Source organism: Pararhizobium sp. (assembly GCF_965279435.1).
Classification (GTDB): domain Bacteria; phylum Pseudomonadota; class Alphaproteobacteria; order Rhizobiales; family Rhizobiaceae; genus Pararhizobium.
Window position 1 is genome coordinate 128,338 of sequence record NZ_CBDIHY010000002.1, and the last position, 23,252, is coordinate 151,589.

At 60.8% G+C, this 23,252-nt stretch carries 18 protein-coding genes; 8 read left to right on the top strand and 10 right to left on the bottom strand.

Annotated elements, in window-relative coordinates:
* Positions 1–8: 8 nt before the first annotated feature.
* Together ACQY8Q_RS02160 and ACQY8Q_RS02165 are read left to right on the top strand one after the other, a co-directional pair.
* Positions 9–1,055, top strand: coding sequence for a glutathione synthetase (locus tag ACQY8Q_RS02160; protein ID WP_428424207.1), 1,047 nt, complete (start codon positions 9–11; stop codon positions 1,053–1,055).
* 56 nt (positions 1,056–1,111) lie between these two features.
* Positions 1,112–1,792 (top strand): spermidine synthase, encoded by a 681-nt coding sequence (locus tag ACQY8Q_RS02165; protein WP_428424209.1) that lies wholly within the window; start codon positions 1,112–1,114, stop codon positions 1,790–1,792.
* 14 nt (positions 1,793–1,806) lie between these two features.
* Here the strand turns inward: ACQY8Q_RS02165 and ACQY8Q_RS02170 are convergent, their stop codons facing one another.
* A complete protein-coding gene (locus ACQY8Q_RS02170) occupies positions 1,807–2,361 on the bottom strand; it encodes a hypothetical protein (protein WP_428424211.1) in 555 nt (184 codons plus the stop codon).
* 157 nt (positions 2,362–2,518) lie between these two features.
* On the opposite strand from ACQY8Q_RS02170, the gene ACQY8Q_RS02175 reads away from it, so the two are divergent.
* Positions 2,519–2,755 carry a DUF2934 domain-containing protein gene (locus ACQY8Q_RS02175; RefSeq protein ID WP_428424213.1) on the top strand — a complete coding sequence of 79 codons (237 nt, stop codon included), beginning with the start codon at positions 2,519–2,521 and terminating at the stop codon, positions 2,753–2,755.
* Between the two features lie 254 nt (positions 2,756–3,009).
* On the top strand, positions 3,010–4,488 hold the full coding sequence (glgA, locus tag ACQY8Q_RS02180; RefSeq protein WP_428424215.1) for a glycogen synthase GlgA: 1,479 nt from the start codon (positions 3,010–3,012) through the stop codon (positions 4,486–4,488).
* Between the two features lie 47 nt (positions 4,489–4,535).
* Here glgA and glgX read toward each other — a convergent pair whose 3' ends face one another.
* On the bottom strand, positions 4,536–6,623 hold the full coding sequence (gene glgX / locus ACQY8Q_RS02185; protein WP_428424217.1) for a glycogen debranching protein GlgX: 2,088 nt from the start codon (positions 6,621–6,623) through the stop codon (positions 4,536–4,538).
* Positions 6,624–6,869: 246 nt separating this feature from the next.
* On the opposite strand from glgX, the gene ACQY8Q_RS02190 reads away from it, so the two are divergent.
* Together ACQY8Q_RS02190 and ACQY8Q_RS02195 are read left to right on the top strand one after the other, a co-directional pair.
* Positions 6,870–10,097, top strand: coding sequence for a PAS domain S-box protein (locus ACQY8Q_RS02190; protein ID WP_428424219.1), 3,228 nt, complete (start codon positions 6,870–6,872; stop codon positions 10,095–10,097).
* 157 nt (positions 10,098–10,254) lie between these two features.
* Complete coding sequence (locus tag ACQY8Q_RS02195; RefSeq protein WP_428424221.1) at positions 10,255–12,405, top strand: mechanosensitive ion channel family protein; 2,151 nt, start codon at positions 10,255–10,257, stop codon at positions 12,403–12,405.
* A gap of 152 nt (positions 12,406–12,557) precedes the next feature.
* Here the strand turns inward: ACQY8Q_RS02195 and ACQY8Q_RS02200 are convergent, their stop codons facing one another.
* From ACQY8Q_RS02200 to ACQY8Q_RS02210, 3 genes are all read right to left on the bottom strand, one after another.
* A complete protein-coding gene (locus tag ACQY8Q_RS02200) occupies positions 12,558–12,938 on the bottom strand; it encodes a DUF6481 family protein (protein WP_113242548.1) in 381 nt (126 codons plus the stop codon).
* 219 nt (positions 12,939–13,157) lie between these two features.
* Complete coding sequence (locus ACQY8Q_RS02205) at positions 13,158–13,379, bottom strand: hypothetical protein (protein ID WP_428424223.1); 222 nt, start codon at positions 13,377–13,379, stop codon at positions 13,158–13,160.
* 172 nt (positions 13,380–13,551) lie between these two features.
* The gene (locus ACQY8Q_RS02210) at positions 13,552–13,761 is read right to left on the bottom strand and encodes a cold-shock protein (RefSeq protein WP_060637157.1); all 210 of its coding nucleotides are present in this window, start codon (positions 13,759–13,761) and stop codon (positions 13,552–13,554) included.
* A 468-nt stretch (positions 13,762–14,229) separates the two neighbouring features.
* On the opposite strand from ACQY8Q_RS02210, the gene ACQY8Q_RS02215 reads away from it, so the two are divergent.
* A complete protein-coding gene (locus ACQY8Q_RS02215; RefSeq protein WP_428424225.1) occupies positions 14,230–15,162 on the top strand; it encodes a VOC family protein in 933 nt (310 codons plus the stop codon).
* A gap of 11 nt (positions 15,163–15,173) precedes the next feature.
* Positions 15,174–15,773: an alpha/beta hydrolase gene (locus tag ACQY8Q_RS02220; protein ID WP_428424227.1), complete on the top strand. Its 600-nt coding sequence runs from the start codon at positions 15,174–15,176 to the stop codon at positions 15,771–15,773.
* A gap of 150 nt (positions 15,774–15,923) precedes the next feature.
* Here ACQY8Q_RS02220 and ggt read toward each other — a convergent pair whose 3' ends face one another.
* The 5 genes from ggt to ACQY8Q_RS02245 all read right to left on the bottom strand — a co-directional run bounded on the left by ggt (position 15,924) and on the right by ACQY8Q_RS02245 (position 23,115).
* A complete protein-coding gene (gene ggt, locus ACQY8Q_RS02225) occupies positions 15,924–17,669 on the bottom strand; it encodes a gamma-glutamyltransferase (RefSeq protein ID WP_428424229.1) in 1,746 nt (581 codons plus the stop codon).
* 113 nt (positions 17,670–17,782) lie between these two features.
* Positions 17,783–19,159, bottom strand: coding sequence for an FAD-binding oxidoreductase (locus ACQY8Q_RS02230; RefSeq protein WP_428424231.1), 1,377 nt, complete (start codon positions 19,157–19,159; stop codon positions 17,783–17,785).
* A 16-nt stretch (positions 19,160–19,175) separates the two neighbouring features.
* Complete coding sequence (locus ACQY8Q_RS02235) at positions 19,176–20,333, bottom strand: alpha-hydroxy acid oxidase (RefSeq protein WP_428424233.1); 1,158 nt, start codon at positions 20,331–20,333, stop codon at positions 19,176–19,178.
* A gap of 276 nt (positions 20,334–20,609) precedes the next feature.
* The gene (locus ACQY8Q_RS02240) at positions 20,610–21,527 is read right to left on the bottom strand and encodes a dimethylarginine dimethylaminohydrolase family protein (RefSeq protein ID WP_428424235.1); all 918 of its coding nucleotides are present in this window, start codon (positions 21,525–21,527) and stop codon (positions 20,610–20,612) included.
* A 1-nt stretch (position 21,528) separates the two neighbouring features.
* Positions 21,529–23,115 (bottom strand): amidohydrolase, encoded by a 1,587-nt coding sequence (locus ACQY8Q_RS02245; protein ID WP_428424237.1) that lies wholly within the window; start codon positions 23,113–23,115, stop codon positions 21,529–21,531.
* Positions 23,116–23,252 lie beyond the last annotated feature (137 nt).

The following is a 23,252-nucleotide window of genomic DNA, read 5'->3' on the forward strand; positions in this document are numbered from 1 at the left end:
GAGCCACCATGCGCGTCGCATTCTTCGTCAATTCGATCGAGAGCGAGGAACCTCATTTCACCACCACCGCATTGGCCATGGCAGCGCTCGCCCGTGGCCATGACGTCTGCTACATCGCGCCGGGCGATTTTGTCCTGCGGCCGGATGATAGCCTGATGGTGCGGGCGACCACGGTCGCCGCCGGAAAGTACAAGAACGCTCAGGCCGTCCACGACCATTTTCAAGGCAAGGACGCCAAGGTCCAGACGATCGACGTCCGCGAGGTCGACGTCATTTTTCTGCGCAACGATCCGTCACTCGATTCCGACGACCGGCCGTGGGCCGCCCATATCGGCGCAATGTTTGGACGGCTGGCCAGCGAGCGGGGAGCGATCGTTGTCAACGATCCGGCAGGGTTGGCTCTTGCCCAGAACAAGCTGTATTTCCAAGGCTTTCCCGAAGCGGTGCGCCCGGAAACATTGATTTCCAAGAGCATTGAGGAAATCCGTGCCTTTATCGCTGATCATCGCAAGGGGGTCATCCTGAAGCCGCTGCAGGGCTCGGGCGGCAAGAATGTTTTCAAGATCGCGACGCCCGACGATGCCAATCTCAATCAGATTTTCGAAGCCGTCAGCGGCGAGGGCTACCTGATCGCGCAGGGCTATCTACCGGAAGCCAAGGCCGGCGATATCCGTTTCTTCATGATGAACGGCAAACCGCTGGAGCGTGATGGTGCCTATGCCGCGTTCCGCCGGGTTCCTGCCAAGGGTGAGGTCCGTTCCAACATGCATGCGGCTGGAACGGCTGAGGCGGTCAAAATCACCGATGACATTCTCGCCGTCGCCGAGATGGTCCGCCCCAAACTGATCGAAGACGGCATGTTCCTCGTCGGTCTCGACATCGTCGGTGACAAGATCCTTGAGATCAACGTGTTCACACCAGGCGGACTTCCGGAAATCGCCGCGATGCACAAGGTCGATTTTTCCGAAGATATTATCGAGTCACTGGAGAAGAAGGCGGCGATCCGCAAGGCCTATGGCGGCGCCATGTCCAACCGGGCATTGGCGACGCTTTAGGCTGTTTTCGAAGCTCATTTGTGCTATCGCGGGCGCCTCAATGATTGGAAGCGCCCGTGATACCCTGGACCCTGATTGACACCGCAATTATGCCCGATGGCGGCGGCGAGTTGCGCCTGAAGCAGCGCGGCGGCGAATTCTCCATCATGCTCGGTACAATCGAGCTGATGAACAGCCGGTTGAGCGGTTCGGAAGAGGCTCTGGCCCGTCTGTCCTACGAGCGGGTGCGCAGCCACCCGCGGCCGCATATGCTGATCGGCGGGCTCGGCATGGGCTTTACGCTGAGAGCGGCACTGGCGGAGCTTCCGTCGGACGCGCGGATAACAGTCGGCGAACTGGTGCCTGCCGTGGTCGCCTGGGCGCGCGGTCCCATGGCCGAGGTGTTTGCCGGTTGTCTTGATGATGCAAGGGTCTCGATCCGCGAAGGTGATGTCGGACGTCTCATCCAGCCGGGAACCGGCGAATATGACGCGATCCTGCTGGATGTCGACAATGGCCCGGAAGGGCTGACCCGCCGGGCAAACGACAATCTTTACAGCGTCTCGGGTCTTCGGGCTGCGCGTACGGCGCTGAAGCCGAACGGCGTTCTTTCCGTCTGGTCGTCAGCGCCCGATGCCGGTTTCACCCGCCGGCTGAAGGAGGCCGGCTTTGCTGTTGAAGAACTGTCGGTTCGCGCCAGCACCAAGGGTAAAGGTGCCCGCCACGTGATCTGGATGGCGACGAAGACAGGGCGTTAACAGAGGCCCTGCGGTTAGAGGCCTTCGCGTTCCAACAGGATGCGCACCTCGTCGAAACGGCGTTTGTTTTCTTCGTTCTTTTCGTCGGCCGAGTAGCACGTGCTGGCCAAGCAAAAACGCTTCAGCCCGAAGGGTGCCTTGGCGTTGTCAAACTGGCATTCGATCGTATCGACCATGTCCTTCTTCTCTACGCCATCGCGCGTGGAATAGGTCATGCGCGCGCCGGGCGGCTTCAGCTCGGGAAACGACTGGACGACGCCGGTATGCAGGGTGTCGGTCATCAGCAGATTTTTGGCCACCTTCACGCAGAGGTCTTCAACCTTCATCGACTGGGCGGCGGCCGGGAAGGTCACGGGTATGGCCAACAGCACCAAGGCAAACACGATTTTTCGCATGACACACTCCTGAAGCGCCGGCCCCCAAAAGCCGCTGCGCGGATCATAACGGTGCTGGTTGCCTTTGGTTCCACAGAAGGTGGTGTAAAACGCCGTCTTGGGTTGTGAATTCGTTCGCCTGCACGTCAATTGAGCGTAGCATTGAGATGCGAATCGTTTTTTGACCGCGTCCATTTCGCAATCTTGGGAGCGTGCAGGTCCGCTGTAAAACTCCTGGTTCAGTCGTCGCAAAGATTCCGGGCGATATAATTTCGCAAAGGGCTTTTCCGGCGGAACCAAGTGCTCTCGTCGCAGTTTCTATTTGGCCACTTTGACAAGGGGAGAGAAGCAGATGACGGATATCAGCGAAGACGACATCAGACTACGGGCTTACGCTCTTTGGGAGGCCGATGGCCGGCCGGACGGCAGCCATGACGTGCATTGGCTGCTGGCATTGCGGGAATTGACAGAGGAGGCCAATGCGGCGGCAAGCGAAACGCCGGCACCGGTCAAGACCTCCAAACTTTCCGTCGTCAAGAACGACGCCCCCATCGAGCCTGTTCCTCGGAAGCGCAGCAAGACCGCTTGATTTCTTGAGCTTTCGTGGAGTGCCGGGTGATGGCACTCCACGTCTCGGTACTCTGGTCTCGCGGCACCGCTTGCATGGGCGGCGGATGAAAATTAGGACATTTCTGGCGCGTTATTTTGCGGCGCAAAATTTTTTGCACCGCAGTGCGCTTTTCTGCGGACATCGACTGCGCTTTGCAACATCATGGGGCTCTGCGGCGTGCTTCGTGAAACTGCGTCGCCGTGACAACCGGTGGTAAAAGGAACGTGACCTGCGTGAAGATACTTTCGGTGACGTCGGAAATTTTTCCATTGATCAAGACCGGCGGGCTTGCGGATGTGACAGGCTCGCTGCCGAAGGCCCTTGAGGGCTACAATTGCTACACACGCACGCTGGTGCCCGGTTATCCGCCACTGTTTGCAAAGCTTCCCGATGCCCGGCAGATCTATTTCTTCCCGGACCTGTTTGGCGCCCCGGCGTCGTTGCTCGAGGCCCGCTATGAGCAGCTCGATCTACTGATCCTGGATGCACCCGCCCTCTACAATCGTCCCGGCGGTCCCTATCTCGACCAGACCGGCCACGATCATCCGGACAACTGGAAGCGTTTTGCCGTGTTGTCCTATGTGGCCTCGGCCATTGCCGGTGGATTGCTCGCGGACTGGTCTCCGGATGTCGTCCATACCCATGACTGGCAGACCGCGCTAACCTCCGTCTACATGCAGTATTCGAGCAATGCCAAGACAGTGCCCAGCGTCCTGACGATCCACAACCTGGCATTCCAGGGCCAGTTTCCAATTTCGGTTGTCAGCCAGATCGGCCTGCCGCCGGAAAGCGTTTCGCTCGATTGCCTCGAATATTACGGCGATGTCAGCTACCTGAAGGGCGGTATTCGCACCGCCAGCGCCATCACCACGGTCAGCCCCACCTATGCGCGCGAAGTCATCGGGCCGGAACTCGGCATGGGCATGGCCGGCGCACTGAGTTCGCGCCCACGCACGCTGACGGGCATCGTCAACGGTATCGACATGGATGTCTGGAACCCGGCAACGGACGGGTATTTGCCGGTCAACTACGATCACAAGCGGATCAGGCTGCGGGGACAGAACCGCGCCAAACTGCTGGAGACCTTTCGGCTGGACGACGGACCGGGACCGGTCTTTGCTGCCGTGACGCGGCTGACATGGCAAAAGGGCGGCGACATGCTGGCCGAGGTGGCGGAAGAAGTCGCGGCTCTTGGTGGCCGATTGATCGTTCTCGGCAAGGGTGAGGAGCATATCGAGACGGCACTTCTGGCCATTGCCGGCCGGCACCCCGATCGCATCGGTGTCCGGATCGGTTATGACGAGGCAACCGCCCATCTCATTCATGGCGGCTCGGATGTCATCATTCAGCCGTCACGCTTCGAGCCCTGCGGTCTCACCCAGCTCTATGCCCTGCGTTATGGTGCAGTACCGGTGGTGTCGCGCACCGGCGGCCTGTCGGAAACCATCATCGATGCCAATGATGCGGCGATCTCCGCTCGTGTGGCAACCGGCTTCCAGTTCCATCCGGCCACGGCCGAAAACCTGCGGCTCTCCATTCACCGCGCCTTTGCCGCCTATCGCGAACCGAAGAAATGGGCGCGTCTGCAAAACCAGGGCATGAAGGCCAATTTCTCCTGGGAGCGGAGTGCAGAACAATATGCAGCGCTCTATGCCCAGCTTATTCCCGGCCGCAAGGCTCGGCCGGTCCCGCGGGCGAAGGCTGCGGAGTAACGGCGCCCGTAGGAGCGCCGTTGGGGATCATCCGCCGTTCTGCCGTTTTAGGCAGGATGAAACAGTGCGAGGCTGCGGGCCGGAAGCTCGAAGACGGTTTGCACGTCTTGGCGGGCCTCTGTGTCCGCAGGGGCCGCCGTCGTGAGTGCGCAAGCCCACCTCCCGGACGGTGAATCCGGCAATGTGAAGGGCACAGGCCCATCATGCGGGTTGAAGAGGATCAGCGTCTCGGACCAGACGCCATCGACGCTCTTGAGGTCCTCACGGGAAAGCCGAACACCCAGCGTCATACCGCCCTCGTCCTGCCACTGCTCTTGCGTCTGTTCTCCTCCGCCGGGATTGAGCCATGTCACGACCATGCCATCGCGCCAGCTTTCGCGGCGAAGCAGGGGCTGGGCAGCGCGCAGCGCCGTCAGTTTCCGGACAAAATCGCGCAGTTCTTCGGCACTGCCCGGCAGGTTCTCCCAGTGCACCCAGCTGATCTCGCTGTCCTGGCAATAGCCATTGTTGTTGCCCATCTGGCTGCGGCCGAATTCATCACCGGCCAGCAGCATCGGCGTGCCGTGTGAGAGCAGCAGCGTGGCCAGAAGATTGCGCTTCTGCTGGTCGCGCACCGCGTTGATCGCGGCATCGTCGGTCGGGCCTTCCACGCCGTAATTGTCGCTGCGGTTGTCGCTGTGGCCATCCTTGTTGTCTTCGCCGTTCGCCTCGTTGTGCTTCTCGTTGTAGGAAACGAGGTCGTTGAGGGTGAAGCCGTCATGGGCCGAGATGAAATTGACGCTCGCCCAGGGCCGCCGTCCGCGCTGATCGTAGATGTCACCGGAGCCGAGCAGGCGCGCGGCAAAATCCGGCGCCGTGCCGTCGGTATCCTTCCAGTAGTCGCGCACCGTGTCGCGGTACTTGTCGTTCCATTCGGCCCAGCCTGGCGGAAAACTACCGACCTGATAGCCGCCGGGACCGATGTCCCACGGTTCGCCGACCAGCTTGACCCTGGAGAGAACGGGATCCTGCGACACGGCGTCGAAAAAGCCGCCGCGCTGGTCGAAACCTTCGGGTTCGCGGCCGAGGATGGTACCCAAATCGAAGCGGAACCCGTCGATGTGCATGTCTTCGACCCAGTAGCGCAGCGAGTCCGTCACCATCTGCAGCACCCGCGGATGCGAGGTGTTGACCGTGTTGCCGGTGCCGGTGTCGTTGATGTAGTAGCGGTGATCGTCGGGCAGCGTACGGTAATAGGAAAAGTTGTCGATGCCCTTGAGTGAAAGGGTGGGCCCGAGTTCGTTGCCTTCGGCGGTGTGGTTGTAGACCACGTCGAGGATGACCTCGATGCCGCCGTCATGCAGCGCCCGCACCATGTCGCGAAAACCGTCCATGCCGCGCGGGCCATAGTAGCGCGTTGCCGGTGCGAAAAAGCCGAGGCTGTTGTAACCCCAGAAGTTATGCAGCCCCTTTTCCGTGAGGTGACTGTCATCCGGAAAGAAATGGATCGGCAAAAGCTCGACAGAGGTAATGCCGATGCTTTTCAGATAATCGACGATCGCCTTGTGACCGAGACCTTCGAACGTACCGCGCAGGTTTTCGGGAATAGCCGGATGCAGCTGCGTGAAGCCCTTGACATGGGTTTCATAGAATATCGTCTTTGCCCAAGGGATATGGGGACCGCGATCGGCATTCCAGTCATAGGCTTTCGGGTCGATGATCCGGCATTTCGGCATGCCTGCGGCACTATCGCTGTTATTGAAGGACAGGTCCTTGTCATCAGCTTCTATATCATAGCCGAAATGCGCCTTCGACCAGGCGACCTCACCAACCAGTTCGCGGGCATAGGGGTCGATCAACAGCTTGTTGGCATTGAAACGATGGCCGTTGGCGGGATCGTAGGGACCGTGAACGCGGTAGCCGTAGAGCGCGCCCGGCTTCAGGCCGGGAATGTAGCCGTGCCAGACTTCATTTGTGTATTCGGGCAATTCAATGCGCGCGGTTTCGATCGAACCGCTGTCATCAAACAGGCAGAGCTCGACCCGCTCCGCATGGGCCGAAAACAGCGCAAAGTTCACGCCATCCTGATCCGGAACGGCGCCGAGCTGCTGCCATTCGCCGGATTCTATTCTGTATTGCTCCAACTTGGCGTCCATTGCGGAAAATCCCCTCTTTGCAAAATCTGCTCAAGGTAATTGTGCAACGCATTATTTGTTCCATTCGACTGTACCTGAATGGAAATATTTCAAGGATTTGCCGGGCTTGGCTGCACTCTTTGCCGCCGCTGTCAAAAAAGGGCGAAAATTTGTCGAAGGCCGATTGATGTACCTATGAAACGCGCTATCTAGCACGTGCTGACGATTGATTTCGCAGCTGGGGCTCCTCTTTCATTTCAGGTTTTCATGCAACCGCCAGCATCCGACACGCGCTACCCGTTCCTGGCCGAGGGTGGCGAGATCGCGTCGCTGATCCATGATTTCGACTGGGCGAAGACGTCGATCGGCCCGCTTTCGAGCTGGCCGGGAAACCTCAAGTCCGTCGTTGCCATCATCCTGCGCGCCAAGGTGCCGATGATCCTGCTCTGGGGCGAGGATGGCGTGATGATCTACAATGAAGGTTATGCCGAATTTGCCGGCGAACGCCATCCGGTCTCGCTTGGTTCGAATGTACGGGAATATTGGCCCGAAGTCGCGGACTTCAACGCCAATGTGCTGAAGGTCGTGCTGGGTGGCGGAACACTTGGCTATCGCGATCAACATCTGGTTATCGAGCGCAATGGATCGCCGGAGGATGTCTGGCTGAACCTCGACTACAGCCCGGTGCCGGACGAAAACGGCATGCCGGTCGGTGTCATGGCGATCATCAAGGACACGACGCAACGGGTCCGCACCGAACAGCGGCTGCGCATTGCCCAGGAAGCAGGCGGCATCGGTACGTTCGAATGGTATCCGCAAACCGGCATGCTGGATGTTTCGGACGAATATCGCCGGATCTGGGGTCTCGCACCGGATGTCGTGGTCACGGACAAGCTTCTGGTTGGCCTGCTGCATCCGGAGGATCGTGCCAATACCGGTCCGGCAAAACTCAGCCACAGCAATCCACTCGACTATGTCGAATATCGCCGGATCGATCCCAAAACCGGAGAGGTCCGCTGGATCGCCCGGCGGGGCGAGGTCGTGTCCAGCCCGGAAAGCGGCCAGCGCCGGTTCATCGGCATTGCCTTCGATATCACCGATCGCAAATGCGCTGAGGCTGCGGTTCGCGAAGGCGAGGCGCGCTGGCGCGGGCTGTTCGAGCAGATGCAGGAAGGCTTCTTCGTCGGCGAGGTCATGCGCGACCATCAGGGCCTGATCCACGATTTCCGGTTTGTCGAGGTCAACCCGGCCTTCGAAAAGCACTCGGGGGTACCGGCCGACAGTGCGCTCGGACGCAGCGTCCGTGCCGTTATTCCGGCGATTTCGGATGATGTCTTTGAAGTCTATGCTGAAGTGGTCGATACCGGGATAGCCCAGGTTTTCGAGGTCCAGGTGGCGGCGCTGGAGGGCCGCTGGTTTGAGGTGAGGGCGCGCAAGGCGGGTCCGGACAGATTTGCGGCGCTCTTTGTCGATATCTCCAGCCGCAAGCTTGTCGAGCAGGCCGTTGCCGAAAGCGAGGCGCGGTTTCGCAATCTGGCGCAATCGATGCCCAATCACGTCTGGACCGCCTCTCCGGATGGCCTGCTGGACTGGTTCAACGACCGCGTCTACCGCTATAGCGGTGCGCCTGCCGGCACGCTCGATGGTGATAGCTGGGGCGCCATCGTGCATCCCGACGACATCAACGATGCTGCCGAAGCCTGGGCTGCGGCGCGCCATACGGGCGAGCAGTACGAAACTGAGTTCAGGCTTCGCCGCCATGATGGCGCCTATCGCTGGCATATCGCCCGCGCCGTTTCGCTGCGGGATCGCTCCGGCAAGATCGAAAAGTGGATCGGCACCAACACCGATATCCAGGAGCAGAAGATCGCCGAAGCCGCGTTGGCGGAGCTGGCGGCAACGCTCGAGCAGCGGGTCGAGGCGCGCACGTCCGAACTGCTGCAGACCCAGGATGCCCTGCGCCAGAGCCAGAAGATGGAATCGATCGGCAATCTGACTGGTGGCGTTGCCCATGACTTCAACAATCTCCTGCAGGTGATCAGCGGCAATCTCCAGCTACTGATCAGCGAAGTACCGGGCAATGAGCGCGCCGAACAGCGCATCCAGAATGCCATGGCCGGCGTTGCGCGCGGATCGAAACTCGCCTCGCAATTGCTGGCGTTCGGCCGCCGCCAGCCGCTTGCCCCGAAGGTGGTCAACATTGGCCGTCTGGTGCGCAATCTCGATGACATTCTGCGCCGGTCGCTGGGTGAGGCGATCGAAATCGAGACGATCGTCGCCGGCGGCCTTTGGAACACTCATATCGACCCGGGCAATGTCGAAAACGCGATCCTCAATCTCGCCATCAATGCGCGCGATGCGATGAACGGCAGCGGCAAACTGACGATCGAAGCGGGCAATGCGTATCTCGACGCCAAATACACCGAGGCTTATGCCGACGTTCCGCCGGGGCAATACGTCCTGCTTGCGGTGACCGATATGGGATCGGGCATGTCACCGGAAACGCTGGAGAAGGTTTTTGAACCGTTCTTCACCACCAAGCCCGAGGGCCGGGGCACGGGGCTCGGCCTGTCGATGGTCTATGGTTTCGTCAAGCAGTCCGGCGGCCATATCAAGATCTACAGCGAACTGGGCCACGGCACGACAATCAAGATTTATCTGCCGCGTTCGACCCAGTCCGAAGACGTGCTCATCGAGCGTGATTCCGGCCCGATCACCGGCGGCAGTGAAACCATTCTCGTGGCTGAGGATGATGAGGCAGTGCGCGAAACCGTGGTCGCCATCCTCAGCGATCTCGGTTATCGGGTCTTGAAAGCCAAGGACGCACAAAGCGCACTGACGGTCATCGAAAGCGGCGCCTCCATCGACCTGCTGTTCACCGATGTCGTCATGCCGGGAACGTTGAAAAGCCCGGAACTGGCGCGCAAGGCAAGAGAACGGTTGCCGCAGCTTGGCGTGCTGTTTACCTCTGGCTATACCGAAAATTCGATTGTTCATTCCGGCCGTCTCGATGAAGGCGTCGAGCTGTTGAGCAAGCCCTATACCCGCGAGGCGCTTGCCCGCCGGATCCGCCATGTGCTGGCAAAAGTACCAGTTGCTGAGCCGCAGGTGAAACATGCCGAGGCCGGCCAGTTGCCGGATGGCAAGCGGACGATCCTGGTGTGCGAGGATGACTGGCTGATCCGGGCAAGCATGATCGACATGCTGGAAGATCAAGGGCACACGGTTTTCGAGGCAGCCGACGCCAAGACGGCACTTGCGGTTCTGTCCCAGCAGCCGATCAACGTTCTTGTCACCGATGTCGGTCTTCCGGATATGTCGGGGGTAATGCTGGCCGAACGCGCCAAGGCTCTGGTGTCCGATTTGCCGGTGATTTTCGCCACGGGCCATAGCGAGGTCGACGGCGTGACGCCGGGGCCTGGCGTGCAACTGGTGGTCAAGCCTTTTTCCGGCGAGATGCTGGCCGCAGCCATCGCGCTGGTGACAAGAGGTTAGCGCCGCACGATTCCCCCAATGCACCGGAATGGCACAAAATGCCATGCCTTTTGCTGCGCCGCGCGGTTGCAGGTGACAAAGGTCCCGGTGAATGCTCTAACTCTCTAAAATGCACGAAAGTGCAATCGGGGTGATATGAGCTGAGGGGGTTCGGCGCATGAAAAAGACTGGTGATATCAGGCTGTTGTTGTTGCGGTTTTGGTTTGTCGTTGCCTTGGCGTTTGGCGCCGGAACTGCGTCCATCCAACCAGTTCTTGCGCAGGCCGCAAGTCCGCCCGCATCGGCGGACAAGGTCGATCAGCTGATCAAACTGCTGGACGATCCCGAGATTCGCGCCTTGCTCAACAAGCAGACGGCCGCACCGGTTGCCGAGCCTGAAACGGATATGTCCGCGACGGAATTCAATGCCTGGGGAGACCGGGTCCGGAATCATCTGCGCCATATCGCGCAGGCCATTCCGCTGGTTCCGTCCGAGTTCATGCGGGCCGGTGCAACGATCGCCTCCGATATCAATGGACACGGTCCTTTTGGCGTCTTCGTACTGTTTCTAACCTTGGTTCTGATCGGCTTGGGTGCTGAATGGCTGTTCCACCGCATCGCGCGCCGCAGCCGCCTGCATGCAACCTTGGCGCATGCGGACGGCGCGCACGAAAGCCCCTTGTACGCTGCCGGACGCCACCTGTTTGCCTTGCTGGCACCGCTCGTCGCTTTTAGCCTCGCCAGTCTGGGCTTGTTCATGGCCATGACATGGCCGCCGCTGCTCGATGCGCTGATGCTGCCCTTGCTTCTGGGCGTTATTGCCTGCCGTTTCGTGATCCGTATTGCGAGGCTGCTGCTGGTCGGCCCGGATACAGCCAAAGGGGTTGAAAGCGCGACCGGGTTGGCATCGGCCGATCATGCGTCCGGGCTCTTCTGGTATAGGCGCATCTTCTGGCTCGCGTGTATCCTGTTTGCCGGCTGGGCTCTGGTCGGCGTGATGGAGGCTTTGAGCATCACGCCTGCCGTGAGGGGTGTGATTGTCTATGCGCTTGGTCTCGGCCTACTGCTGGTTGGCATTGAAACCGTCTGGAACCGGCCCGCAGCAATCTCCCGGCCCCACGGCCGCGGCGCCATGGAATGGGCGCTGACATTCTATCTCTGCCTGCTCTGGGCGCTCTGGGTTGCTGGCATCGTCATCGTTATGTGGCTGGGCATCTACGCGCTGATTTTGCCGGGCCTGCTGAAGGCAACCACCACGATGGCGCGAAACGCGTTCGCCGGCCAGCCCGACCTGCCCGGCAGCGGCAATCCCGTCATCGAGGTGCTGGTGGAACGGGGCGCGCGGGCGCTGATCATCACGCTCGCGGTGCTCTGGCTCGCCTTCATTGTCAGCAAGCGCTCGGCGATGTTTACTGGCGACGCGATGGCCGACCGCCTCGTCCAGGGTGTTTTGGCAGGTGCGGTCATTCTGCTTGTCGCCGACATCCTCTGGCAGATCGTCAAGGCAGTGATCAACCGTACACTGGAGCATGCGCGGTCTTCCGTGACCGGCGACACGGCGCATGCGGCGCGAAACGGGCGGCTGCTGACACTGCTGCCGCTGCTGCGCACCGTGCTGGCCGTCATTATCGCAGTGATTGCGGTGTTGATGGTTCTCTCCGGTCTTGGCGTTCAGGTGGCCCCGCTGATTGCCGGTGCCGGCATCTTTGGTGTCGCCATCGGTTTTGGTTCGCAAACCCTCGTCAAGGACGTGATCAGCGGCGTCTTCTACATGATGGACGATGCTTTCCGGGTCGGGGAATATATTCAGAGCGGCAGCTACAAGGGAACCGTCGAGTCCTTCAGCATCCGGTCGGTGCGGCTGCGCCACCACCGTGGTCCGGTTTTCACCGTGCCCTTCGGCACGCTCGGCGCGGTGCAGAACATGAGCCGCGACTGGGTGATCGACAAGTTCACGATCTCGGTTGGCTACGACACCGACATCAACAAGGTCCGTAAGATGGTCAAGGTTGTCGGTGCAGCCCTTCTCGAGGACGAGGAGTACGGGGCGATGATCCTGGAGACGCTGAAGATGAAGGGCGTCGAGCAGTTTGGCGATTACGGCATTAACCTGAGCTTCGCGATGATGACCAAGCCGGGTTACCAGACAACGATCCGCCGGAAGGCCTACATGATGATCCGCGAAGCGTTCACCACCAATGGCGTCGTCTTCGCCTCGCCGACGGTCCAGGTAGCCAGCAACGACCCATCGGCAGCAGCAGCGGCGGCTGCGACCGTGAAGGCGGCGATGGACCAGAAAAAGCTTGCAGAAAGCGGGGAGGGCGCCTGAGGCGTCCTATTCCTCGTAAAGCTCTCGCAGTGTCCTCAGCGTCTGTCTGAGGACGGCGGCCGGGACGGTGCAATTGGTTTGCAAATAATATCAAAGTTTTCGGCTATGGAGCCAATGAGGAGGCCGGACGTCGGTCCGGCCTTCACTCGTAATTAGCGCTGGCGGGCCTTGCGGGCGGCATAGCGGCGATCGCGCTCGGCCTTGCGTTCGGCTTCGTCGGCGACAACGCGGGCGATGCGGTCACGGGCGGCTTCTTCGCGAGCGATGGCTTCAGCGCGCGATTCCAGTTCTGCGGCTGCCGTCAATGCTGCGGCTTCCGCGAGCTGGCGCTCGTTTTCTTCCTGCTTCAGCCGGTCGCGTTCAGCGCGGCGGGCTTCGCGCGCAGCCGTATTGGCCTGCCGCTCGGCGAGCTTGGCTGCCAGTTCCGGATCGTCAGCCTTCGGTGCCGTTGCAAACTTCTTCAAAAGCTGCTGCTTAGCTTCGGCTGCGGCTTTGCGCCGATCGGCAAAGCCATTATCGGATGCGTGTCTCAATCTTCGTCGTCCTTGTTTGCAGATTTAGGGTTGGTCGGGATTGGCCGGGAAAGAATTCGTCGCCATGCCAGCCGACATAAGTCTCGTTTCGCATTTTGCGCATTCCCAAGATAGAGTGGAAGCAGCAAAAAAATAGATAGGCGGCCGTCTTTTCCGTCCTATTTTACTAAGACTGAATGATTACAGCTATATGGCGGCCGGAAAAGCCACGCCAGACAATCAGCGTTTTGCTGGTTTTTCTGCTGCCGCAGCCTTGGCGGTTGCTTCAGCTTCTTTTTCCAGCCGCAATTCGCGCAGGCGCAGCGTCTTCGCATCCCGCTCGGCTGCGACCGCATCGATTTCCGAAATCGTCCGGGTGCGGGCCATGAACTGGGTTTGTGTGCGGCTGAATGCCGATTCCGCCTGGTCGCGGGCTTTTGTCGAATTATCGGTCAAAATCATATCCTGGTGCTGTCGCACCGGCGTTTCGTCCAGATCGTTCTGTCGAATACGGTGCGTATATTGGCCGTTCAGCCAAGAAAAAAAGGCCAGGCGATTTGCCTGACCTTCCGTTGGATTTTGCCTCTTCAACGATGCCAGTACATCCGTGGTCACCGGAGAGGCGCAATCCGATTTAGGCAGCCTGGAGCTGGCAGGCGGACATTTTGCCCGACTTGTTGTCGCGTTCCATCTCGTAGCCGAGCTTCTGGCCTTCAACGATTTCGCGCATGCCGGCACGCTCAACAGCGGAGATGTGGACGAAAACGTCCGGACCGCCGTTGTCAGGCTGAATGAAGCCGAAGCCCTTGGTGGAATTGAACCATTTAACTGTGCCAGTGGTCATAACGAACCCTTTCAATAGCAACATGTATCCATCACCGTACGACGCACGGTGATCAGTAGTCTCGATTTTTGAAGGGGGAAGTTCGTCAGAGACGCGGCAAGCGCGGGCAGAAACAAATATCAGTCAAACAACTATCGATGAAGGCAGATGTAGATGGTTGTTTGCGGTTTGTCAACTTTTAGTTTTTCTTGTTGCATCCAATAATACTTCAGATTGCATCTATCTTTTCTTCCCGCGCCTCCCATGGTCCGGAAATACCACGCTCCAGCAGGTCGTCGCACGCTCATAGCTTTTATGCGGATGATGACAATTCAGACACCATAAATCGACGTTTCCTTGAACACTGATTTTCGACTGTTCAGTAAACGAAGACAATGCGTCCAGCCCTGCGCGCCTATCGCTGGTGCCGAAATCGGCACATCTATAGCGGCGACACGAAGCCCAGCTTGGGCAGAAAGGGATGAGATCATGCTCACTCAGATCAAGGGACTGCATCACGTCACCTCGATGGCGGCAGACGCCCGTACCAACAATCAATTTTTCACCGACACGCTCGGCCTGCGCCGCGTCAAGAAGACCGTCAATTTTGATGCACCCGATGTCTATCATCTCTATTACGGCGACGAGACCGGTGCTCCCGGATCGGTGATGACCTATTTTCCGTTCCCCGACATGGGGCCGGGACGTCCTGGAACCGGCGAAGTCGGCACCACGGTTTTCTCCGTTCCTGAAGGTTCGCTGGGTTTCTGGAGCGACCGCCTGTCCAAGCGCGGCGTTTCGGGAATGAAGGCCGAGGAGACCTTTGGTGAAAAACGCTTGAACTTTGCCGGCCCGGATGGCGACGGTTTTGCTCTGGTGGAAGTCCGCGACGACAGCCGACCGGTCTGGACCGCCAACGGCGTTTCCGAAGATCACGCGATCCGCGGTTTTCACTCGGTCGCCATGCGTCTTCGTGACGAAGGGGCTACAGTCGAGCTGTTGAAATACATGGGCTATGAGACACTGGATGCCGCGGATGGCGTTACCCGGCTGATCGTGCCCGGCGGCAATGGAGCAGGCCTGATCGACCTTGAAACCATGCCGAACATCCAGCGCGGCCAACAGGGGGCGGGCTCGGTGCACCATGTCGCCTTCTCGGTCGAGAACCGCGAAAAGCAGCTGGAGGTGCGCAAGGCACTGATGGATACGGGCTACCATGTCACGCCGGTGATCGACCGCGACTACTTCTGGGCGATCTATTTCCGCACGCCGGGCGGCGTCCTGTTCGAGATCGCCACCAACGAACCGGGTTTCGATCGCGATGAAGATACCGCGCATCTGGGCGAGGCACTGAAGCTGCCGCAGCAGCACAAGCACCTGCGGCCCATTCTCGAGCAGCGCCTGCAAAAGCTGGAAGGCTAAGGAGAGACACTATGACCGATTATGGCTATGTGCACCGGCTAAAGGCTGGTGCACCCGGAAATCCGATCTTCTTCGTTTTTCACGGAACCGGTGGTGACGAGCGGCAGTTTTTCGATTTCGGTGGCGATCTCCTGCCGGACGCGACGATCGTCTCGCCACGCGGCGACGTATCCGAACATGGGGCGGCGCGCTTCTTCCGCCGCACCGGCGAAGGCGTCTACGACATGGCCGACCTTGCCCGCGCGACCGGGAAGATGGCGGCATTCGTCAGCACGCTGGCGCAGGAGCACAAGGCATCCGAAGTGATCGGCCTTGGCTTTTCCAACGGCGCCAACATTCTCGCCAACCTGCTGATCGAGACAAACCTGTTCGACAAGGCGATCCTGCTGCATCCGCTCATCCCCTTCAAGCCGAAGGACAACGCGGCGCTGGCTGGCAAGAAGATCCTGATCACCGCCGGCCAGCGCGACCCGATCTGCCCGGCTCCGTTGACGCAGGCTCTCGCCGATTATTTTGAGGCGCAAAAAGCGAGCGTGGAAACGGAGTGGCACACAGGCGGACATGATATCCGGCCGAACGAGGTCGAGGCGATCAAGCGGTTTCTGGGGTGAGGTTTAGCTTACCTCCCCCTTGAGGGGGGAGGTCGCAGCGTAGCTGCGGGTGGGGGTGATCACTGCGAACGCAATAAACAATAGCATATGCCGCAGGTCACCCCACCCCGTCGCTTCGCGCCGACCCTCCCCCTCAAGGGGAGGGTATTCTCAATACCCCCTTGCAGCCCCCGACGTCGCGCGGCTGTCCATCGCGCCGTTGTAAAGAGCGCCGCCGCCTGCATCGATCTCCGCCAGATTCTTGCCTCCGACGAGGATACCGGCCGCCTGCCCCCAGACCGTCCAGCTGGCATCGATCCCGACGTCATGGCCCATCTCGGTCAACAGCTTAAGCGTATCGGACGAGAGCGCAAACGGTTCCATGTAGACCTTGTCCGGCAGCCATTGGTGGTGGATACGCGGGGCGTCGATGGCTTCCTGGATGCCCATTCCGTGATCGATGACGTTGATGATCGCTTCCAGCGTGATGGTGATGATGCGCGCACCACCGGGGCTGCCGATGACCATGAACGGCTTGCCGTCCTTGGAAATGATCGTCGGGCTCATTGACGACAGCGGCGTCTTCTTCGGCGCGATCGCATTGGCTTCGCCCTGCACCAGCCCGTAGAGGTTGGGCGATCCGGGCTTGGAGGTGAAATCGTCCATCTCGTTGTTGAGCAGGATACCGGTTCCGGGGGCAACCACGCCGGCGCCGAACGAGCCGTTCAGCGTATAGGTGACGGCGACCGCATTGCCGTCATTGTCGATGATCGAATAATGCGTCGTCTCGGTGCTTTCGCCCATACCCTTCGGCATCAGGTCTTTCGAAACCCCCGCTTTGAACGGATTGATCTTGGCGCGGATTTCCTTGGCATAGGCCTTGTCGGTGAGCTTTTCGACCGGATTTTCGATGAAATCCGGATCGCCGAGTGCCGAGTTGCGGTCGACATAGGCATGGCGCATCGCCTCGACCATGGCATGCACGGTTTCAGCCGATCCATAGCCGAGATAGGACAGCGGGTAGCCTTCCAGCACATTGAGGATTTCGCAGATGATGACGCCGCCCGAACTTGGCGGCGGCGAGGAGGCGATCTCGTAGCCGCGATAATTGCAGGTCACAGGTTTGAGTTCGCGGACCGTATAGTGCTCGAAATCAGCCTTGGCGAGGATGCCGCCGGTGGCATCGCTCGCCTTGACGATATCGTCGGCGATGGCGCCCTTGTAGAAGGCGTCGGGGCCTTTTTCCGAAATGCTGCTCAGGCTTGCGGCCAGTTCCGGCTGGACGAGCGTTTCGCCGATCGAAAAGGTCTTCCCGTCCGGCTTGAGGAAGATCGCGGCGGCGGCTTTGTCCTTGGAGAGCTTCTTGGCGCCATTCTGCAGCGAGGCGACGTCGCCCTGATCGAGCACGAAACCAATCTTGGCGAAACGGATGGCGGGCGCCAACAGCTCCTGCCGTGACAGCGTGCCGTATTTTTCACGCGCTGTCTCGAAACCCATAACCGAGCCGGGCACGCCGACCGCCAGATAGCTGGCGGTGCTGGCGCCTTTGACGATCTCGCCCTTATCGTCGAGATACATGGTCTTGGTGGACGCCAGCGGCGCGCGCTCGCGGAAATCGAGGAAGGTGGTCTTGCCGTCCTTCAGCCGGATGGTCATGAACCCGCCGCCGCCGATATTGCCGGCGGTGGGATAGACGACGGCCAGCGCGTAACCGACGGCAACCGCCGCATCGACGGCATTGCCGCCCTTCTTCAACACCTCGACGCCGACATCGGAAGCGAGATGCTGGGCGGTGACGACCATGCCATGCTCGGCCTTGACAGGCTCGGGCGAGGCGGCGAGCGCCGGGGACAGTGGCAAGAGGGCGATGGAAACGATAAGCGCGGCAATCGCGCCGGTACGGGGGTGAGGCAACATGGTGTTCTCCCGGTTCCGGTTTTCGGATGGGCCATCCTCGCCGAGATCAGCCGGTAATGCCAGCGTTTGCTGATGCCGCAAGGCCGAATATCGCCGGAGCTTCCGCTTGAGCTCTATCGCGGCGGGATCACCTTGCCGGGGTTCATGATGCCGTTGGGGTCAAGCGCCGTTTTGATCCGCCGCATGACGCTGATCTCGGCTTCGCTGCGCGAATGGTCGAGAAAATCGCGCTTCAGCGTGCCGATGCCGTGTTCGGCGGAGATCGAGCCTTTGTAGGTCCGCACCAGATCATAAGCGATGGCGTCGATTTCGTGCAGGTCGTGTTCGCTTGGCGTCTCGACCGCGATCGCTACATGCAGGTTGCTGTCGCCGACATGGCCGAAGAACGAGACATGGGCGGCAGGGAAGCGCGCGAGCAGGGCTTTCTCGCAATCCCCGGCAAAATCGTCGAGCTGGCCGACCGGCAGGCTGACGTCGAGATTGATCAGGCCGGGCAGCAGCTGATCCATCATGTGCCCCTCGCGCACTGACCAGAAGGCGCGGGCCTCCTTTTCCGACTGGGCGATCAGCGCGTCGGTGACAAGACCATCTTCAAAAGCTTGGCCAAGGAAGGTTTCGAAACGCTCCTTGTCCTCGTCGCTGCCATCGACATCCTGCTCGATGATGATGAAGAAAGGGTGGGGTTTGTCGAAGAAGGTGAGGTTGAGCGCCTCGGCGTTGAAGCGGAAATAGCTTTGCCACATCGCCTCGAAGGCCGACAGGCCGGGTAAGCCGCGCTGGGCGGATTTCAAAAGCGTGACGACATGCGCATAGCTTTCGATGGCGCACAGCGCCGTCAGCCGGGCGGCGGGCAGGGGGCGCAGGCGCAAAACAGCGCGGGTGACGATGCCCAGCGTGCCTTCCGAGCCGATGAACAATTGCCGCAGATCGTAGCCGGTATTGTTCTTGGTCATCCGGTTGAGCGACGACAGCACGGTGCCATCGGCGAGCACGGCCTCAACGCCGAGCACGTTGTCGCGGGTGACGCCGTGGCGGATGACGCGGATGCCACCGGCGTTGGTAGAGAGATTGCCGCCAATCTGGCAGGAGCCTCGGGCACCGAGATCGATCGGTAAAAGGAACCCGGCGGTTTCGGCCACCAGTTGTGCCACTTCCAGCGGCGTTCCGGCCAGAACGGTCATGGTGCCGGCGGCCGTGTCGATATCCTCGACGCCGGACATCCGCTCCAGCGAAATCGCGATATCGCCGGAGCGCGCATTGGCGCCGCCGGCAAGACCGGTGAGGCCGCCCATCGGCACGACGGGCTGGCGATGGCGGTCACAGATGGCAAGCGCGGCCGAGACCTGTTCCGTACTTGCGGGGCGCAGCACGGCCAGCGGCAGAAATTTGCCGGTGCCGCTGGCATCGCTGCGGTAGCGGCCGCCGATGGCCTCGCCGGTGAGTATTATGTCTGTGCCAAGGGCTTCAATCAGGTCGTCGATGACGGTCATGGTTCAGGTCTCCGCTTCAGCCATGATTGGGCGTGTAGAGGAAGGAGGGCAGCTCGGCGACGGTCCGGCAGCCGAGCTGGGCCATCGCGCCGGACAGTTCGGCCTTGAGGATATCAATCAGGTGGTCGCCACCGGCGGCACCCATCGCGGCGCTGGCAAAGATGAAGGGACGGCCGATCAGGACGAAATCGGCGCCGAGGGCCAGCAGACGCGCGACATCAAGGCCCGAGCGGATACCGCCATCGGCGGCGATCAGCACATCGGGGCCCAGCGCGCGGCGGATGGCGGGCAGGACGGAGACGGCGGTAGGCGCCGCATCGAGCTGGCGGCCGCCATGATTAGAGACGATCAGGCCATCGGCTCCCATGGAGAGGTAGGCCTGCGCTTCCGAAACGTCGAGCACGCCCTTGATTAGCAGCTGGCCCTTCCAGGCATCGCGAATGCGGCGGACACGTTCGGCGCCGAGATGGCCGGTCATGACGCGGCCGACGAATTCCGCTGACTGTTTTAGCGACGAGCCCTTTGGATAATAGGGCGACAGGTTTTCGAAATCGGGAATACCGTGCCGCAGCACATGGCTTGCCCAATGCGGGTGGGTGGCGATCTGGAACATCGTCTTCAGGTCGAGGACCGGCGGCACGGACATGCCGTTGCGGATGTCACGCTCGCGGCGGGTGGGCGCGGGGATATCGACGGTCAGTACGAGTGTCTGATAGCCGGACCGGGCGGCGCGGGCGAGCATATCGGCCTCCATGGCCGGATCGTTGGGTGGGTAAAACTGGAACCAGCCATTGTCGCCGGTGATCGGGCCAATGGTTTCCATGGCGCGGTTGGCAAAGGTCGAGAGCACATGCGGGATATTGTGGGCCTTGGCCGCCTTAGCCAGCGGCACTTCACAGCCGGGCCAGAGCAGGCCGGCAAGGCCGAGCGGGGCGACACCAAACGGCGCGTCGAAGCGTTTTCCAAACAGGGTGACGCCGAGATCCGGGGCGGGGGCTTCCGAGAGATAGCGCGGCATCAGCTCGATCGTGTCGAAGCTTTCGACATTGCGCCGGACGCCGCTTTCCCGGCCAAGGCCGCCGATCAGATAGTCATGCACGAACCCTGGCATGCGCCGCGCGGCAGCTTTCTCCATGTCGGGGATGCAGGGAAAACGTCTGTGAAGGTCTGTCATGCTTGGTCCGGATGCTCCTCGAATCGCCGGGAACCTTAGCGGGTTTGGAGGGATTGGAGAAAGCCCTGCAGCTCCATTGTCAGTCGGTTAGAAGAGCAATTCTGCCTGGCACTTCGGCCGGTTCGTACCTCTTCTCCTTCTCCCCAGCGGGGAGAAGTGCCGAACGGAGTGGGGCGATGAGGGGGCGGCTCGGCAAGCTCGTCAATGAATGGCTTCGCCCCCCTCATCCGGCCCTGTGGGCCACCTTCTCCCCGCCGGGGAGAAGAGGAGACTACCCTACGCCGCTTCCCTGACCAGAGCCTGGGCCATGCAATGGATGCCGCCGCCGGTTTTGGAGATTTCGCTCATGTCGATGGCGGCGACCTCGAAGCCGCGGGCGCGCAGGTTTTCGATCAACGTCTTTGACGATGTCGGGGCGATGACGCGGTCCTTGCCGAGCGACATGAAGTTGCAGCCGAGCGCCATCGTGTCCTGGAAGGGAACGTCGATGATTTCGTGGCCCTTGGCCTTCAGCCAGTCGACGATGCCCGGTTCGGTGCAGGCAAGGCACACTGCGGTCAGTTTTGGGGCGATCGGCACGACCATCAGGTCGATATGGACGTAATATTCGTCGATGAAGGCGAGGCGGGTTTCCCAGCCTTCCTTTTTGAACCAGTCCTCGACCTGGCGGGCGCCTTCCTCCTGCGTGCGGGCGCCGCCGCAGCCGATCAGCACGACGCCATCCTCGATGACATTGAAATCGCCGCCTTCGAAGGTCCCGGCGGTGACCATGTCGTAGATCGGAATGCCGAGCTTCTCATAGGTGCGGATAGCCGCATAGTTTTCGCCGCGCCGCCACCAGTTGGCCATGGCGGTGATGATGGCGCCATAGGGCGTCATGACGCTGCTGTCGCGCGAATAGACCTGCATCGGCAGTTCCGGCGTCGGCTCGTGCCAATGGATTTTCACGCCGAAATGTTCGTAGGCTGAAACCAGTTCCTTGTGCTGCGATTGCGCCACCTGGATATTGCAGGGCGCCTCGCGCAGATGTTTGCGCGATAGCGAGCTGGTCGAGAGGTGCCGCAGATGCGCCGGCGAGCCGAGCAGCACGTCGGTCAGCGGATCGGTCTCGTTCTTGAAGCCCCAGCGGGTGAGCGGCGCGGTGCCGCCCTTCGGGTTGCGACGTTGAAGCGAAAAGGGCTCGTTGAACTGCATGTCATGCCTCCGGGGTTGAGGGTTTGGGGATCCACCAGTCGCGGCCACGGGCGGTGGTCACATATTCGGGCCAGCGGAAATGGATGGGTGGTTCGTAATCACACAGGGGTGGGATCCATTTGGAGCCGCCTATGCCGCCGCCGGTGCGCTCGATGAACTCGGTTTTGGCGGCGGCGCGAACCGTTTCGTCTTGCAGAAGCCGGATTGCGGACAATGCAAGCGTCTTTGCGGCGCAGAGCACGGTCGGGTCGATGGTGGCCGGAATGCCGCCGAGCGCATTGGAGACCCAGACGGGATAGGTATAGCCGGATGGGGCTTTCAGCGCCGGCCGGGCGATGTAGAAGCGTGCGGTCGGGGCGTGCCAGCTCATGTCGGTGTAATCGTCAGAGGTAGAATTCAGCTGCGATGGGGCAAGATTGCGGCGCAGGATCGCCTCGGCGTCCTGCGGTGAAATCAGCTTTTCCATTTCGTTGATGAAGGGCTGTTCCATTACTTCAACGCCGAGATTGGCCTGGATTTCGCGGGCGGCGACTTTCGCGTCGTCATCCCAACGTGGCGGACCGGCGGTTTGAAGTGCGTCCCAAACGAGATTGGCCATTGCATGGTTGGCAAGGCCGGGCCGGGATTTCGAAACCCAGTGGCGCTCGTAGCGGCAGCCGGTCATGGCGGCCGCAGCAGCGGCGTTGCGGTCGAGCACCGAGGCCACCTGTTCGGCCATGGCGATGGTCGGCACGCGGATCATGTATTGGATTTCGGCAAGTCCGGCCGGCAGGTTGTCGGCGGTTGCCTGGCCCGCCGTCAGGATCGCCTCGCTGATCGACCAGCCGCCCTGATGGGTGAGCATCGAATCGCGCAACGCCTTGGAGGCCATATACATGGTCATCAGCGCGTCGTTGGCACCGGGCGCGCGCACGGCGGAATGCGATTGCGGGATCGGCGCATCGTCGCTGCGGCCCCAGGCTTCCGGCTGGTCACAGACGAAGCGGTAGATCATCGAATAGGCAGCGCCGCAGTGGGTATCCCAGCGCACCGTATTGCACATCGGCAGCATGTAGAACGGGTGGAACGAAAACATGCCGTCCAACCCGTCATAGTAGCCCTTAGCCGCATGGATCGGCTTGGAGCCGCGCACTTTTTCGGCCGGTTCACCGGTGAAGCGAAGGGTGCCCTTGATGCCGTGCCGCTGCATTGCGGCCTTGGTGGCGAGCAGCCCGCCGAGCGAACCGATGCCGAGTGCCGAATGCGGATCGGTATGACCGCCGGCCTCGTAGCTCAGGTTGTCGCGGGGCTCTCTTTTCGTCGTTGCTGCTTGGCAGTTGCCGGGGACGGCGTCGTATTCCGCATACATGCCGACGACGGGGCCGGGACCGTTGCTCCATTCGGCGCAAAAGGCCGTCGGCATGCCGGCCGAGCCTTCCTCGACGGAAAAGCCCTGCTTGCGCAGCAGATCGACATACCAGGCGGCGGATTCATATTCACGCCAGGCGGTTTCGCCGAACGAGAAAATCCGCGCCGTCCAGTCCGACAGGTCGGCCCGGATGGTCTCGACATGGGCCAGGGCTGAGGTCTGGGCGGCGGATATCGGCACGGGGCTTCGTTTCGCTGGAGAGATCGACTGAGGTGTTGCTGTCAGTTAAGCGCCGATCCGATTTTCGAAAAAGTGAAATGTTTTCCCGCCTTCGACAAATTAAGTTCGCCAATGCTCAAAATCCGGACTAGCCTCTC